The organism is uncultured Paracoccus sp., from assembly GCF_947496875.1.
Taxonomy (GTDB): domain Bacteria; phylum Pseudomonadota; class Alphaproteobacteria; order Rhodobacterales; family Rhodobacteraceae; genus Paracoccus.
Genome location: NZ_CANMEH010000002.1, coordinates 277055 through 291868, shown reverse-complemented (window position 1 = coordinate 291868; position 14814 = coordinate 277055). Strand labels below are relative to the sequence as shown.

14 protein-coding genes and 1 tRNA gene are annotated in these 14814 nt (G+C 67.8%); 7 read left to right on the top strand and 8 right to left on the bottom strand.

Features of this window, described 5'->3' with window-relative positions; translation table 11 throughout:
• Positions 1–138: 138 nt before the first annotated feature.
• Positions 139–1545 (bottom strand): type I glutamate--ammonia ligase, encoded by a 1407-nt coding sequence (gene glnA, locus Q0938_RS03665; RefSeq protein WP_299359240.1) that lies wholly within the window; start codon positions 1543–1545, stop codon positions 139–141.
• 56 nt (positions 1546–1601) lie between these two features.
• Positions 1602–1940 (bottom strand): P-II family nitrogen regulator, encoded by a 339-nt coding sequence (locus Q0938_RS03660; RefSeq protein WP_299359238.1) that lies wholly within the window; start codon positions 1938–1940, stop codon positions 1602–1604.
• A gap of 144 nt (positions 1941–2084) precedes the next feature.
• Between Q0938_RS03660 and Q0938_RS03655 the strand changes: the two genes are divergently transcribed.
• The 3 genes from Q0938_RS03655 (at position 2085) to tig (ending at position 5305) form a co-directional block, all read left to right on the top strand.
• Positions 2085–3692 (top strand): NAD(P)H-hydrate dehydratase, encoded by a 1608-nt coding sequence (locus tag Q0938_RS03655; RefSeq protein WP_299359236.1) that lies wholly within the window; start codon positions 2085–2087, stop codon positions 3690–3692.
• A gap of 46 nt (positions 3693–3738) precedes the next feature.
• Positions 3739–3823, top strand: a tRNA-Leu gene (locus Q0938_RS03650).
• A gap of 147 nt (positions 3824–3970) precedes the next feature.
• The gene (gene tig, locus Q0938_RS03645; protein ID WP_299359235.1) at positions 3971–5305 is read left to right on the top strand and encodes a trigger factor; all 1335 of its coding nucleotides are present in this window, start codon (positions 3971–3973) and stop codon (positions 5303–5305) included.
• Between the two features lie 105 nt (positions 5306–5410).
• On the opposite strand, the gene Q0938_RS03640 is transcribed toward tig, so the two are convergent.
• The 5 genes from Q0938_RS03640 to rpsF form a co-directional block, all read right to left on the bottom strand.
• Positions 5411–6496 carry a YihY/virulence factor BrkB family protein gene (locus Q0938_RS03640; protein ID WP_299359234.1) on the bottom strand — a complete coding sequence of 362 codons (1086 nt, stop codon included), beginning with the start codon at positions 6494–6496 and terminating at the stop codon, positions 5411–5413.
• Between the two features lie 105 nt (positions 6497–6601).
• A complete protein-coding gene (locus tag Q0938_RS03635) occupies positions 6602–7450 on the bottom strand; it encodes a hypothetical protein (protein WP_299359232.1) in 849 nt (282 codons plus the stop codon).
• 246 nt (positions 7451–7696) lie between these two features.
• Positions 7697–8299: a 50S ribosomal protein L9 gene (gene rplI, locus Q0938_RS03630; RefSeq protein WP_299359230.1), complete on the bottom strand. Its 603-nt coding sequence runs from the start codon at positions 8297–8299 to the stop codon at positions 7697–7699.
• Between the two features lie 10 nt (positions 8300–8309).
• Entirely contained in the window at positions 8310–8537 is a 228-nt protein-coding gene (rpsR, locus tag Q0938_RS03625; protein WP_025061827.1) for a 30S ribosomal protein S18, read from the bottom strand.
• An 18-nt stretch (positions 8538–8555) separates the two neighbouring features.
• On the bottom strand, positions 8556–9026 hold the full coding sequence (gene rpsF, locus Q0938_RS03620; RefSeq protein WP_299359215.1) for a 30S ribosomal protein S6: 471 nt from the start codon (positions 9024–9026) through the stop codon (positions 8556–8558).
• 248 nt (positions 9027–9274) lie between these two features.
• Here rpsF and Q0938_RS03615 point away from each other — a divergent pair, with 248 nt between their 5' ends.
• The gene (locus tag Q0938_RS03615; protein WP_299359213.1) at positions 9275–10090 is read left to right on the top strand and encodes a YceI family protein; all 816 of its coding nucleotides are present in this window, start codon (positions 9275–9277) and stop codon (positions 10088–10090) included.
• Positions 10091–10160: 70 nt separating this feature from the next.
• On the opposite strand, the gene Q0938_RS03610 is transcribed toward Q0938_RS03615, so the two are convergent.
• Positions 10161–11495 carry a cytochrome-c peroxidase gene (locus Q0938_RS03610; protein ID WP_299359211.1) on the bottom strand — a complete coding sequence of 445 codons (1335 nt, stop codon included), beginning with the start codon at positions 11493–11495 and terminating at the stop codon, positions 10161–10163.
• Positions 11496–11641: 146 nt separating this feature from the next.
• Here Q0938_RS03610 and prfA point away from each other — a divergent pair, with 146 nt between their 5' ends.
• The 3 genes from prfA to Q0938_RS03595 all read left to right on the top strand — a co-directional run bounded on the left by prfA (position 11642) and on the right by Q0938_RS03595 (position 14801).
• The gene (prfA, locus tag Q0938_RS03605) at positions 11642–12697 is read left to right on the top strand and encodes a peptide chain release factor 1 (RefSeq protein WP_299359209.1); all 1056 of its coding nucleotides are present in this window, start codon (positions 11642–11644) and stop codon (positions 12695–12697) included.
• Positions 12694–13524 carry a peptide chain release factor N(5)-glutamine methyltransferase gene (prmC, locus tag Q0938_RS03600; protein WP_299359207.1) on the top strand — a complete coding sequence of 277 codons (831 nt, stop codon included), beginning with the start codon at positions 12694–12696 and terminating at the stop codon, positions 13522–13524. Before prfA ends, prmC begins: the two co-directional genes overlap by 4 nt.
• A gap of 245 nt (positions 13525–13769) precedes the next feature.
• Positions 13770–14801 carry a DUF4167 domain-containing protein gene (locus Q0938_RS03595; protein ID WP_299359205.1) on the top strand — a complete coding sequence of 344 codons (1032 nt, stop codon included), beginning with the start codon at positions 13770–13772 and terminating at the stop codon, positions 14799–14801.
• Positions 14802–14814: the final 13 nt, after the last annotated feature.

The window sequence follows — 14814 nt, the reverse complement described above, 5'->3', positions numbered from 1 at the left end:
GGGGGCCCCCTGCAACAGCGGGCGGCGAGTCGCCGCGGGCGGCGACGCACCGGATCGGGCGCCAGGACTCGGCGGGACGGAAGAACGAACGCCCCGGCACGCTTGCGCCGGGGCGTCCCTGACGGAAGGCGCGGTCGATCAGCAGCTGTAGTACATCGCGTATTCGACCGGGTGCGGCGTGTGTTCGAAGGCGTAGACCTCTTCCCACTTCAGCTTGAGATAACCGCTCAGCTGATTCCGGGTGAACACATCGCCCTGCAGCAGGAAATCCATGTCCCGCTCCAGCTCCTCCAGCGCCTCGCGCAGCGATCCGCAGACGGTCGGGATTCCGGCCAGCTCCTCGGGCGGCAGATCGTACAGGTCCTTGTCCGAGGCTGGACCGGGATCGATCTTGTTGCGGATGCCGTCCAGCCCCGCCATCAGCAGCGCCGCGAAGCACAGATAGGGGTTCGCCGAGGGATCGGGGAAGCGCGCCTCGACCCGCTTGGCCTTGGGCGACTCGGTCCACGGGATGCGCACGCAGCCCGAGCGGTTACGCGCCGAATAGGCGCGCAGCACCGGCGCCTCGAAGCCCGGGATCAACCGCTTGTAGCTGTTGGTCGAGGGGTTGGTGATCGCGTTCAGCGCCTTGGCATGCTTCAGGATGCCGCCGATGAACCACAGCGCCTCCTGGCTGAGATCGGCGTACTTGTCGCCGGCGAACAGAGGCTTGCCGTCCTTCCAGATCGACATGTTGACGTGCATGCCGGACCCGTTGTCGCCCTTCATCGGCTTGGGCATGAAGGTCGCCGACTTGCCGTACGCGTGGGCCACGTTGTGGATCACGTACTTGTATTTCTGCATGTTGTCGGCCTGTTCGACCAGGCCGCCGAAGATCAGCCCCAGCTCGTGCTGGCCCGACGCGACCTCGTGGTGGTGCTTGTCGGTCTTCATGCCCATGCGCTTCATCGTGGTCAGCATCTCGCCGCGCAGGTCCTGGCTGGCGTCGATCGGGTTCACAGGGAAATAGCCGCCCTTGTGGGCCGCTCGGTGGCCCGTGTTGCCCATCTCGTATTCTGTGTCGGTGTTCCAGGCGGCGTCGACCGCATCCAGTTGGAAGCTGACCTTCTGGGGCGTTACGGAATAGCGCACGTCGTCGAAGACGAAGAACTCGGCCTCGGGCCCACAATAGAACGCGTCACCGATACCGGTCGATTTCAGGTAGGCCTCGGCCTTCGTCGCCGTCCCGCGGGGATCGCGTTCGTAGGGCTCGCCCGTGTCGGGCTCGACCACGTTGCAATGCACGCACAGCGTCTTTTCGGCGTAGAACGGGTCCATGTAGGCCGACGCCGGATCGGGCATCAGCTTCATGTCCGACTGGTCGATCGACTTCCATCCGGCGATCGACGAGCCGTCGAACATGAAGCCTTCTTCAAAGAACTCATCGTCGATCAGGCTCACGTCCAAGGTGACGTGCTGCAGCTTCCCTTTCGGATCCGTGAAGCGGACGTCGACATAGGCGACCTCTTCCGTCCTGATCAGATCCAGAACCTCGTTGACCTGCATGGTCGCTCCTCTTTCTCTGGCCGCCGCGGCAGCCGGTCAGTGTTCGTGTGGTGGGATCAGACCGCGTCTTCGCCGGTCTCGCCGGTGCGGATGCGGATCGCCTGCTCGACGGCCGACACGAAGATCTTGCCGTCGCCGATCTTGTCGGTCCGCGCCGCCGAGACGATGGCGTCCACCGCCGCATCGACCTGGTCGTCGGCCAGGACCATCTCGATCTTCACCTTGGGGAGGAAGTCGACGACGTATTCGGCGCCGCGGTACAGTTCCGTGTGCCCCTTCTGGCGGCCGAAGCCCTTGACCTCGATGACCGAAAGCCCTTGCACACCCACCTCTTGCAGCGCTTCCTTCACGTCGTCTAGCTTGAACGGCTTGATGATCGCCTCGATCTTTTTCATCGCCTGCACTCCTTGCTGCGTCGGGTCACCTAGACCGGGCCGGGCCCGCCAAGGCAATGTCGGACGCACAGGGTTTCCGGCCAGACCATCGTACCGGCCGAGAGTTGCCCAGCAAACAGGCAGAGTGACCGTAAGAGAGGCAGCATGCAGATCCGCCTGAGCCAGGTTCTGACGCCCGAGCGAATGCGCAAGGCCGAGGCCGCCGCGATGGATAGCGGCCAAGTGACCGGGCTGCAGCTGATGGAACGCGCCGGGGCGGCGGTGGCCGGTCACATCCGTCTGCGCTGGCCCCGACCTGCCCAGGTGACGGTGCTGTGTGGTCCCGGAAATAACGGCGGCGATGGCTACGTGATCGCGCGACATCTTCAGCAGGCAGGCTGGCGGGTGCGCGTGCTTGGCATGGCCAACACGCCCGGTCCGGACGCGGCCGAGATGAAGCGACAATGGTTGCGCATGGGTGGCGTCGAGCCGCTGACCGCGGCCAACCTGCAACAGAACGCCGATCATTTGCACGTGGTCGTCGACGCGATCTTCGGCATCGGGCTGACCCGCCCGCCCAAAGGCGAGATCGCCGCGGTGCTGTCCCTGTTGGCGGACCCGCGCGCGGGTGGAATCGGAAACCGCATTGTGGCTGTGGACTGCCCCTCGGGCTTGTGCCTGGACAGCGGTCGGTATCTCGGCACGGTGGATGCGCGACGACCGGCCGCGCGGCTCACCGTGACGTTCGACAGCCCGAAGCCGGGGCATCTGCTGGCCCAGGGCCCCGCCGCCTGCGGCGAACTGGTGATCGCCGATATCGGGCTGCGGTCCTGGCGTGACCAAGAGGTGGACGGGCCGAATGCGGCCGGTCTGGCTGCGATATGGCCGGAGTTCGACGGCGTCGATCACGACGTCCCCGACCAGACAGAGCGCACCCCCGCCAACATGCTCGGCTCGCTTGCCAAGGTGGGATCGCGCGGCGCCCACAAGTTCGATCATGGCCACGCGCTGGTGGTGGCAGGGGGCGCGGGCCGGGGCGGTGCCGCCCGGCTGTCCGCCCGTGCTGCGCTGCGGATCGGGGCCGGCCTGGTCACGATTGCCGCTCCCGCCGCCGCGCAGGCGGAACATGCAAGTCGCCCTGACGCATTGATGCGACGGTCCGTCGATGACGCGGGTGACCTTCATGCCCTGCTGGGGGATGGCCGCGTCACCGCGCTGTGCATCGGCCCAGGTTGCGGCGTCGAGCGGGCGGGTGAGTTGTTGCCGGCGGTGCTGGCGTGCCGGCGGGCCTGTGTTCTTGACGCCGACGCGCTGACCGCGCTGGCAACCATTCCCCGTGACCGGTTGCATGACCGATGCGTGCTGACCCCGCACGGTGGCGAATTCGCGCGGCTGTTCCCCGATCTCGCCGCGCGACTGGCCGAGCCCGCCCTGCACGGACCCGCCTTCTCGCGCGTCGACGCGGCGCGCGCGGCTGCCGGGAGGTGTGGCGCCGTGGTGCTGCTGAAAGGTCCCGATACGGTCATTGCCGCGCCGGATGGCAGGGTGCGCATCCATTCCGCATTCGACGTTCCGTGGCTGGCGACGGCAGGATCGGGTGACGTGCTGGCCGGCACCATCACCGGGCTGCTGGCCCGCGGGCTCGATCCGGTCGAGGCCGCGTCGCTGGGAGCGCTGGTTCATGCGCAGGCGGCGCGGGGCTTTGGCCCCGGGCTGATCGCCGATGACCTGCCGGACCACATTCCGGCCGCGCTCTCCGCGCTGGGCGTGTGATCCCCCCTCGCGCCTCCCGATCGATGCTGCTAACGTCCGCGACCGAGCGGGTGTGGCGGAACTGGTAGACGCACCAGATTTAGGTTCTGGCGCCGCAAGGCGTGGGGGTTCGAGTCCCTTCACCCGCACCATCCCGCGGATCGGGGCCGCAGATCGCAAGGGCTGCCATCCCACGCGCCGCCGCATCGGCTTGCGTGCCTTCGCCCCGATGCCTAGAAGGGCGGTCGAATTTCCCGCCGTCCTCGTGACGGCGTGTCGAGCTTACAAAAGGAACGCCCATGCAGGTCACCGAAACCCTGAACGAAGGACTGAAGCGCGGCTATCGCTTCACGCTGCCCGCCGCCGACCTGGCCGCCGAGGTGGACCGGCAGCTCGCTGAGGCCCAGCCGACGGTCGAGATGAAGGGCTTTCGCAAGGGCAAGGTGCCGATGGCTCTGCTGAAGAAGCAGTTCGGTCCCCGGGTTCTGGGCGATGCGATGCAGAAGGCCATCGACGATGCGCTGCGCACCCATCTGGAAGGGTCGAACGCGCGGCCCGCGATGCAGCCCAAGATCGAGATGGAAAACGGCGAGACGTGGAAGGAAGGCGACGATGTCGTCGTGAACGTCAGCTACGAAAACCTGCCCGAGATCCCCGAGGTCGACCTGTCCGGTGTGGAACTGGAGCGGCTGGTCGTGAAGGCCGAGGAGTCCGCCGTCACCGAGGCGCTGGAGAACCTGGCCAAGAACGCCCAGAATTTCGACGGCAAGCCCGAGGGCGAGGCCGCCGAGCAGGGCGACCAGGTCGTCGTCGACTTCAAGGGCTTCGTCGATGGCGAAGCGTTCGAGGGCGGCGAGGCCGAGGGTTATCCGCTGGTGCTGGGATCGGGCAGCTTCATCCCCGGCTTCGAGGATCAGCTGGTCGGCGCCAAGGCAGGCGACGCGGTCAAGGTCGACGTGACCTTCCCCGACGATTACGGCGCCCCCCACCTGAAGGGCAAGGAGGCGGTGTTCGAGACGACCGTCCACTCCGTCAAGGCACCCAAGCCCGCCGAGATCAACGACGAACTGGCCAAACGGTTCGGCGCCGATGATCTGGAAGGCCTGAAATCGCAGATCTCCGAACGGCTCAAGGCCGAATACAAGGGCGCGAGCCGCGCGGTGATGAAACGCGCGCTGCTCGACCGGCTGGACGAGCAGGTCAAGTTCGAGCTGCCCGAGGCGCTGGTCGACGCCGAGGCCGCGCAGATCGCGCACCAGTTGTGGCACGAAGAGCATCCCGAGGAGCAGGGCCACAATCACGGCTCCATCGAGCCGACCGAGGAGCACCGCAGCCTGGCCGAACGGCGGGTCCGTCTGGGCCTGCTGCTGGCCGACATCGGCCAGAAGAACGAGGTTCAGGTCAGCGACCAGGAGATGACCCAGGCGGTAATGCAGCAGGCGCGCCAGTTCCCGGGTCAGGAGAAGGCGTTCTTCGAGTTCATCCAGCAGAACCCGCAGGCGCAGCAGCAATTGCGAGCGCCCCTGTTCGAGGACAAGGTCGTCGACCTGATCTTCGACAAGGTCAACGTGACCGACAAGGAGGTCACGAAGGACGAGCTGGAAAAGGCAATCGAGGCGCTGGACCAGATCTAGGCATCACGCCCCGCCGATCCCGGTGTCGGCTGCATCACAGTCTGAAACGGAAAGGCCGCCCACCTGGGCGGCCTTTCCTGTTTTGCTGGAACGGCGCCGGAGTCGTCACTTCTTGTCGGTGCTGTCTTCCAGCGGGACGCCATTTTCCAGCTTGATCTGGCGTTCGGCTTCCGAATTCAGTTCGGCACCGACCATCACCACCATGGACGCGATCCACAGCCACATCATCAGCACGACTGCGGCGCCCAGCGATCCGTAGGTCTCGTTGTAATTCGCGAAATTGGCGACGTACCAGGAAAACAGCAGCGACGCGACGACCAGTCCGAGGGATGCGAGGATGGCGCCCGGGGTGACCCAGTGCCATTCCGGGTTTTCCTTGCTGGGACCGAATCGGTAGAGGACCGCGAGGGCCAGCAGCAGCACTGCCAGCATGAACGGCCAGCGGAGGAGGTTGACGATATCCTCGACGACCGACCCCGCCGCGATGATCTTCAGCACCGCGGGCAGGACGGTGATGGCCGAGATCAGCAGGATCACCATGACGATCGCGCCCAGGGTCATGGCCAGCGAGACGACGTTGAGCCGGATGAAGCCCCGCCGTTCGGTTTCGAACCAGGCGACGTTCAAGGCGGCGATCAGTGCCTTCATCCCGCCATTGGCCGTCCACAGCGCCAGGACGATGCTGACGATCCCGGCCAGCGACAGCGCCGTCTTGGGCGCGGAGACGATCGATTCGATCTGCGTGGCGATCAGTTCCACCGCACTGGCCGGCAGGAACCGGGCCAGCAGGTTGATGTTCTCGGAAATGGTCTGCCGATCGGCGACCCATCCATAGATCGACACCAGCGCGGTGATGGCGGGAAACAGCGCCAGCAGCCCGAAGAACGTGACCCCGCCGGACACCGACGTGACCCGGTCGCGGCCGATCTCGCTGACGGTCCGCTTGGCCACCGCGACCCAGCTCGACCAGCTCAGCTGCCACGGGGACTCCGGCGCGCCAGGGATCCGGGGCGGCCCTTCTGCATCAGATGAAGTCACCTCGGAGTCACCCGATGCAGACGCAGCCGGACCGGACCGGGCGCCGGTCTCACTCCCCTGCTGCGGCGGCAGCCCCTTCCGCTCTCGCCACCCCTCGGGCAGGTCGCCGAACAGCGCGTCATAGACATCAGGGGCGGGACGGGGGTCTGGCATTGTCGATCCTCTTGCACGCGTCCCCCGCGCGCGCCGGGCACGGCGCGGGGTTCGACAGGGATGGTCGGCGCCGGGTGCGAGCACGCGTCGCAACCGGTCAAGGGTTCAGAGCGTATGGGTGCGCGCGTCGTCAGGCGTACCCGCGGCCGATCCGCCCGGCTGTGCGGCCTGCGCGTTGTCGCGCAGGTCGACGACGTCATTGCGCCGGGTGCGGCGGAAAGACCCTGCGTCAGCCGACCGGCGACCCTGCCGGTCGCCATCACCCGACGCGTCGGTGCTGACCATGCTGCGGATCTGGTCGGCGGTGCTGTGGAATTCCTGCATCACCCCCTGTGCCTGTTGCGCCACCTGGCGGAACCCCGCCATCGCGGCCGACAGCGAACCGACGACGCTTTCCGCGCCGTTGCTGAGCCGTTGTGCGGTGTGTTCGATCTCGTCGATCAGGCTCATCTGCGGTGGCCGGGGCCGGCGCGAGGGGCGGCCTGCCTGCGCGCGGATGCCGCGGGTATGCTGCTCCATCTCGGCCTCGCGGCGGCGCTGCCGCTCGCGCATCCGCTCGCGCTCGTCCTCAGACATGCCTGCAAAGCGCGGGGCGAGCGAGCCATGCGGGCGCCGGCGCGACGATTCATAGTATTGTTCGCGCGCCTTGTCAGCGGCGCGATCCGCGCCGCGGTCCAGCTCGTCATTGCCGGTCACCAGATCGGCCACCTTGCGCACCGCCAGAACGCTGCCGGCGGTCACCGCGGCCGCCGCGACGGCCGCCCCGCCCCAAACAAGCACCTTGCTGGTCAGGGATGGCGTGGGATAGGCGCGATCACCATCCAGCGAAACATTCCCGTGCGGCAGCGACCTGCGCGGCGCGTAGGGCGAGGGTTCGTAGACTTCCTGGCTGCGGTCGATCGGTGCGCCGAAACGGGGCCGGTTCTGATCGTCGAAGCTGTCGGAGGTGGACATCGGCATTCCTTTCACGAGACGGCGGCGCGCAATGGGCCGCGAGGATGGTTGTCAGGCAAACCCGGAAACACCGCGTTACGTTCCACCCGCGGGGCCGGCATCGCGCGGGGCTCCCGCCAAGGACCGTTCGGCGCTGGTCCCGTCGCCGACTTGACATCACAACTGCTCCACGCGCCAGCACTGCGCCATGCGAAAAGGCCACGCCGGTAGCCGGCGCGGCCCTGTTCTTCAACGGATTGGTGAGGCTCAGGCGTCGCTGTCGCGGGGTCCGCGGCTGTCCTCGTCGTCGTGCCCGGCCGATCCCAGATCGTCGAACAGTTCGGAGATCTCGAATTCGGCGGCAGCGTCCTCTTCCGCGGCGAGATCCTGGATCGACTTCCCGGACGCCTGCAGCTCCGCTTCGTCGGCAGAACGGGCGACGTTCAGGGTGATCTCGGCCTCGACCTCCGGATGCAGCGTGACGCCGATCCTGTGAAGGCCCAGTTCCTTGATCGGGCCGCTCAGCACGATCTGCCGTCGTTCGACCTGGAAGCCTTCTGCCGCGGCTGCATCGGCCACGTCGCGCGGCGTGACCGAGCCGTACAGCGCACCGGCATCCGAGGCCGAGCGGATGATGACGAAGCTCTGGCCGTCCAGACGGTTGGCCATCTTCTGTGCATCGGCCCGGGTTTCATCGTTGCGCGCGGCGAGTTCGGCCTTCTTCGCCTCGAAGGCAGCGATGTTGGCGTCGTTTGCGCGCATCGCCTTGCCCTGCGGCAAAAGGAAGTTGCGGGCAAAGCCCTCCTTCACCTTCACCACTTCGCCCATCTGGCCCAGCTTGGCCACGCGTTCCAGCAGGATGACTTGCATGGGTCTCTCCTTACTTCACTGCGTAGGGCAGCAGGGCGAGAAAGCGGGCGCGCTTGATCGCACGGGCCAGTTCACGCTGCTTCTTGGCCGACACGGCAGTGATCCGCGACGGAACGATCTTGCCGCGCTCGCTGATATAGCGCTGCAGCAGGCGGGTATCCTTGTAGTCGATCGCCGGCGCGTTGTCGCCCGAGAAGGGGCAGACCTTGCGGCGGCGGAAAAACGGTTTGGTCGCCATGGTTTTGCTCCTCTACGCTCAGTTCCGGTCGCTGCGGTCTTCGCGGCGTTCGCCCCGGTCGTCGCCGCGGTCGCGCCGTTCGCCGCGATCACCCCGGTCGCCGCCGCGATCTCCGCCACGGTCGCCGCGGTCGCCACGCGGGCCGCGGTCACGGCTGTCGCGCTCGTCGCGCTTCTGCATCTGGATGGACGGGCCTTCGCCGTGCTCATCCACCTTGACGGTCAGAACCCGCATCACGTCGTCATGCAGGCGGGCCAGACGCTCCATCTCCTGCACGGCGGCCGAGGGCGCGTCGGTGCGCAGAAAGGCGTAGTGCCCCTTGCGGTTCTTGTTGATCTTGTAGGCGAGCGTGCGGACGCCCCAGTATTCGCTGTCCCGGACCGTTCCGCCGTTGTCGGCCAGTACGGTCGAGAAATGTTCGATCAGCCCTTCGGCCTGCGTGTTCGACAGGTCCTGGCGGGCGATCAGCACATGCTCGTAAAGCGGCATGTCCAATCCTTTTCGTTTCGGGCGCACTTCATAGGCGGGTGATCCCATCCGCGCCCCGCCACGAGAGGCTGCGCCGATTGCATGATGGCGGAAGGATGCGGTCTTATACAGGCGATCCCGCGCCGTGCAAGGCCGATCGCCGCCGCCTATGCGGATCGGATCACTGGCTGCCGCAGGGGGCAGACGGGAACGCCCCGTCCGTCCGCACGTTGGGGCGCGACCGCAACTTTCCGCCGTGGAGGCGCCCGATGATCCCCAAGACGAGCCCGCTCATTCCCGCCCTGCTCCTTGCCGTCGGGCTCGCCGGGCCGGCCCTGGCGCAGACGGCTGCCGCGCCCGCCGCCGATCCGGCCGCCGGGGCCCAGTCGCAGGAGGCGGGCACGGCCGCCGCGGGGGCGGCCGTGCCATCTACCGCATCATCCGACACCGGCACCGACAGCGGCGCTGCCGACCCGGCAACCGACAGTGCGTCCCGACCCGAGGACGCCGCTGCGGTGTCATCGGACGCCGGGCCTGGTGCCGAGAGCCCTGCCATCGATCCCGCGGCACCGGCGGGCGAATACGTTTTCGACCAGTCGCACAGCCAGATCGTGTTCAGCTATGACCACATGGGCATGTCGACCAGCCACGGGGTGATCCGCGGCGTGGCGGGCACCATCACGCTCGACCCGGCCGATCCGGCCAACAGCAAGGTCGAGGCGCTGTTCCCGCTGTCGTCGATCCAGACGATCGCCCCCGAACTGGACGAGCATCTGGGCACCGAGGACTTCTTTGCGGGCGCTGCACCGGCCACCGCGATCACCTTCACCTCGACCAGCGTCGAACAGACCGGGCCCACGACCGCACGCGTGACCGGCGACCTGCTGCTGAACGACGTCACCCGGCCCGTGACGCTCGACGTGACCCTGCGCAAGCTCGGCGCGCATCCGATGACGGGCCAGCCCGCGGCAGGGTTCGACATCACCGGCACGATCAATCGGTCCGACTTCAACCTGGGCGCCTTTGCCCCGGCCGTCGGGGACGAGGTCGATCTGCAGATCTCGGTGGAGGCCGCCAAGGGCTGACGCTCGTCCGTGTGAAGTGCATCGACAAGGGCGTCCAACAGAGCAGCCCTTGTCCTTGACCGACAGCAGGTCAGTTCGGTGCCGGTGCAGTGTCAGCCCCGGCGTCCGCCTGCGCGTTCGCGGGGGCGGCGGTGTCGGCCCCCTGCGGCGCGGTTGCGTCGACCTTGGCGGGCAGGTCGATCGGGGCGGGCAGGGGCGTTGCCGCGGCGCGCACGGGAAGCGTGGGATGCACCACCTGCGGCTGTTCGCCGGTCAGCGTCGCGAGGAACGCCGTGATATCCGCGGCCTGCTCTTCCGTGAGTTCGGTGCCGAGCTGCGCGGTCGACATGATCTTGACCGCGTCCGGGAGGTTCCAGACCTTGCCCGAATGGAAATAGGGCGCGGTCAGTTCGACATTCCGCAGCGGTGCGGCCCGGAAGACGTATTCGTCATCCGCAGTGCTGGTGACAGAGAACCGCCCCATGTCATCTTCCGGGCGGACCTCGTCGTCCGGAGCCTCGACCAGCCCGAACGGATAATACCCCTCTCCGCCGAAGTTGATGCCGGCGTGACAGGTCGCGCAGCCGGTGTCCATGAACGCCTGCAGGCCGCGCTTTTCCCGGTCGGTCATTGCGCCGTCAGTTCCCTGCAGCCACTGGTCGAACCGCGAGTTCGGGGTCAGCAGCGTCGCCTCGAACGCTTCGATCGCGTGCGCGAAGTTGTCGAAGGTGATCGGCTCGTCCTGCCCGGGGAACGATGCCTCGAAGGCGTCGACATAGCCCGGCATCGACCTGAGCGTCTCGATCAGGTTCTCGGGGGTGTTGTTCATCTCGACGCCCGCCTGCACGGGCCCCTTGGCCTGTTCGGCCAGATCCTCGGCGCGGCCGTCCCAGAACTGCGCGACGTTGAACACCGCGTTCAGCATGGTGGGAGAGTTGCGCGGCCCCTGCTGCCAGCCGTGACCGATCGAGGTTTCCAGCGCATCGGTTCCGCCCATTCCGATGTTGTGGCAGGACTGGCACGAAAAGACCCCGGATTTCGACATCCGCGGGTCAAAGAACAGCATCGCGCCGAGGTCGATCTTGGCACGGGTCATCGGCGCGCCGTGCGGCAACTCGGCTGCGAGCGGGATCGGGTCGAACAACTCGTTCGCCGCGTCCCGCAGTTCGGCGTCGGGCGAGGCCGCAAGGGCCGCGCCCACGGCGGCCGCCTGCGGATCCTCGTCGGATGGCGGTGTCACCCGCGTCCCGGCGACAGCCGCTTTCGTGGCGTCACGGTCCGCCGAGTCGGGCACGGCCGTGGATTGTTCGGCCGGCGCCGCCATGTCGACGGGTGCGCCGTCGGGGGGCGCCGTCGTCTGCGCCAGAACGGCGTGGCCCGGCGCTATCAGGGCCGCGCCGAGATAAAGGAAATGGCGAATATGCATGGCTGGTCCTCGTCTCTGCCTTGCTCGGGAAGTGGCGTTAACTATCCTTGACGAAAACCTTCGCAGTTCCATGACACAGATCAACGTCGGCTGAGCCGGGGGTGCGGTGCCTTGTTCCCTCAGCATCCCGGGGGTAAGCCGCGCCCATGCTTCCTGCCGACCGCCTTGACCGGATCACCCAGCGCTTCGACTACCTCGAGGCGCGGCTGCACGCGGGTCCTGCGGCCGAGGAGATCGCCGGCATCAGTCGCGAATATGCCGAGCTGAAGCCGGTTGTCGCCCAGATCGCGGAATGGCGGGCGATGGAAACGGCGCTGGCGGATGCGCAGGCCCTGCTGGCCGATCCGGACATGCGCGAACTGGCCGAGGACGAGATCGCCCGCTTGCGGGCCGGGCAGCCCGAACTGGAACAGGCGCTGCGGCTGGCGCTGCTGCCACGCGACGCGGCGGACGCGCGGCCGGCGATCCTGGAGATCCGCCCCGGCACCGGCGGGGACGAGGCGGCGCTGTTCGCGGGCGACCTCCTGCGGATGTATCAGCGCCATGCCGAGGCGCAGGGCTGGTCGTTCCAGGTGCTGGAACTGTCCGAATCGGAACTGGGCGGGGTCCGCGAGGCGGTGGTGCGGATCGAGGGCGAAGGTGTCTTCGCGCGGCTGAAATACGAATCGGGCGTGCATCGCGTGCAGCGGGTCCCGGAAACCGAGTCGGGCGGCCGCATCCACACCAGCGCCGCGACCGTCGCCGTCCTGCCCGAGGCGGCGGAGGTGGAAATCGACATCCCCGCCTCCGAGATCCGCATCGACACGATGCGGGCGTCGGGTGCAGGGGGGCAGCACGTCAACACGACAGACTCGGCGGTGCGCCTGACCCACCTGCCGACCGGGATCGTCGTGACCTCGTCCGAGAAGTCACAGCACCAGAACCGGGCGAATGCGATGGCGGTGCTGCGCGCGCGGCTCTACGACATGGAACGGGCCCGGGCCGACGCCGAACGCTCGGCCGACCGGCGCAGCCAGCTCGGCTCGGGTGACCGCAGCGAACGGATCCGGACCTACAACTATCCGCAGGGGCGGGTCACCGATCACCGGATCAACCTGACACTCTATGCGCTCGACCGGATCATGCAGGGCGATCTGGCCGAGATCATCGATGCGCTCACCGCCCATGACCAGGCCGTCCGGCTGGCCGCGTCCGAGGGATGACCGGCACGGCCGCTCCACTGCTGGCCGCGACAGCCGCGCGGTTGATGGCGGCCGGGGTGGACGACCCCCAGAATGACGCGCGGCGGCTGGTCGCCCACGCGCTGGGAATCGCGCCGGATCGCCTGCGCATGCATGATCTGCCGGTCACACCCGATCAGTCGGCCGCGCTGGATCGGGCCGTGGCTGCCCGGCTTGCGCGTCAGCCGGTCAGCCAGATCGTCGGGTATCGCGATTTCTGGCGGCATCGATTCACCGTCACGCGCGACACGCTGGATCCGCGACCGGAAACGGAAACGCTGGTCGCGGCAGCGCTCGACCTGCCGTGGAGATCCGTGCTGGATCTTGGCACCGGCACCGGGGCAATCCTGCTGTCGCTGCTGGCCGAGCGGACGGGCGCATCCGGCACCGGGACCGACCTGTCGGCGGCCGCCCTGCAGGTGGCCCGGGCGAATGCCGACCGGATCGGGGTTGCTGCCGACTTCATCCAGGCGGACTGGTTCGCCGGCGTGAGCGGGCGCTTTGACCTGATCGTGTCGAACCCGCCCTATATCGCCGAACCCGAGATGGCCGCACTGGCAGCGGAGGTGCGCGACTGGGAACCACGCATGGCGCTGACCGACGGGGCCGATGGTTTGGGGGCCTATCGCAGGATCGTTGCCGCGGCGCCAGCGCATCTCACCCTTGGGGGATGGCTGCTGGTGGAGATCGGGCCAACCCAGGCGTGCGAGGTGACCGCGCTGATGCAGGCGGCGGCCTTGGGCGACATCCGCGTCATGCGGGATCTGGACGGACGCGACCGGGTGGTAAGCGGCCGTCCGCTTGCCTGAGCACCGAGTCACGCTAAAATGCGCGCAAATCGCGGTTTTGCGCTTGTCAGCCCGGCGGGTGCGTGATTAGTCGCGTCTGTGACGGGTCGATAACGCCCGCACGGGTCTGCCGAACAGCATGTGCATGACTGGCGCGGTACGCGCGCCGATGCGGGACACCATCCCTGCCTTCGCGCATCACGGCGACGACTCGGAACCCCAATCAAGTGCCTGTTGGCCCGTTCGGACGAACAATCGAAAAACCGATGAGATCATCCAAATCCCGTTCGCGTAACAAGTCCCGCGGCCCTCGTACGCTTGGCAACGTCGTCAATCGCGTCTTCGACAGCTCCGGTCCCGAGGGCAAGGTGCGTGGCACCCCCCAGCAGATCATCGAGAAATACCTGACCCTGGCCCGCGACGCGCAACTGTCCGGCGACCGCGTGGCCGAGCAGAGCTTTTTCCAGCATGCCGAGCACTACACCCGGATGCTGGGCGAGGCGCAGCGGGAACAGGCTGAGCGCCAGCAGCAATCAGGCGGTCAGCAGGGGCAGGGCGGATCACAGGCGGACGACCGCTCGGATGACCGTCAGCAGGGGCAGAATGGCCACGGGATGAACGGCCATGGCGGTCAGAGCGCACAGGCCTTCCAGAGTGGCGAGCGCCGGTCGGACAGCCGCAATGAGCGCCGTGACGATCGGCGTGACGACCGCCGCGAGGCCCGCGATGAACGACGAGATGATCGCGGCGAGAGTCGGCGGGACGATCGGGGTGAGGCGCGCCGCGACGGCGCCCGCAGCGACAGCCGCGGCGACCAGCCCATGGTAGCGCAGCCTGATCAAGCAGCGGATCGCGGCGATCGCACCGATGAGCGCGCCGCCGACCGCCGCGGGCAGAGCCGCGACAATGCGACCGACACGACTGCGGATCGTCCGAAGTCCGCGCCGCGTGATGCGGGACGCGACACATCCGCCGCCAGCGCCACTGACGCGCCCGCCGACGAGGCGCTGCGGATCGGACATGGCGATGCAGCCCCGGCCTTTCTGAGAACCTCCGCCGAGCCCGCGACTGCCGACAGCGAGCCTTCGCCGTCCAGCGCCGCCGGGATTCCCGAGGCAATCGGTGCGAAACTCGACGAAGGCCCGGTGACGACGCCCGAGGCCGCCGAGGCGCCGCGTCCAGCACGGGCTCCTCGCACCCGCGCCGCGGCTGGCGCGACGCCACGCCCGCGTCGCAAGAAGGCCGAAAAGCCGGAGTCGGACGGTCCAGGCGAGCCGGGCAGCGAGGGCGACGCGTAACGCCGGCGGACCG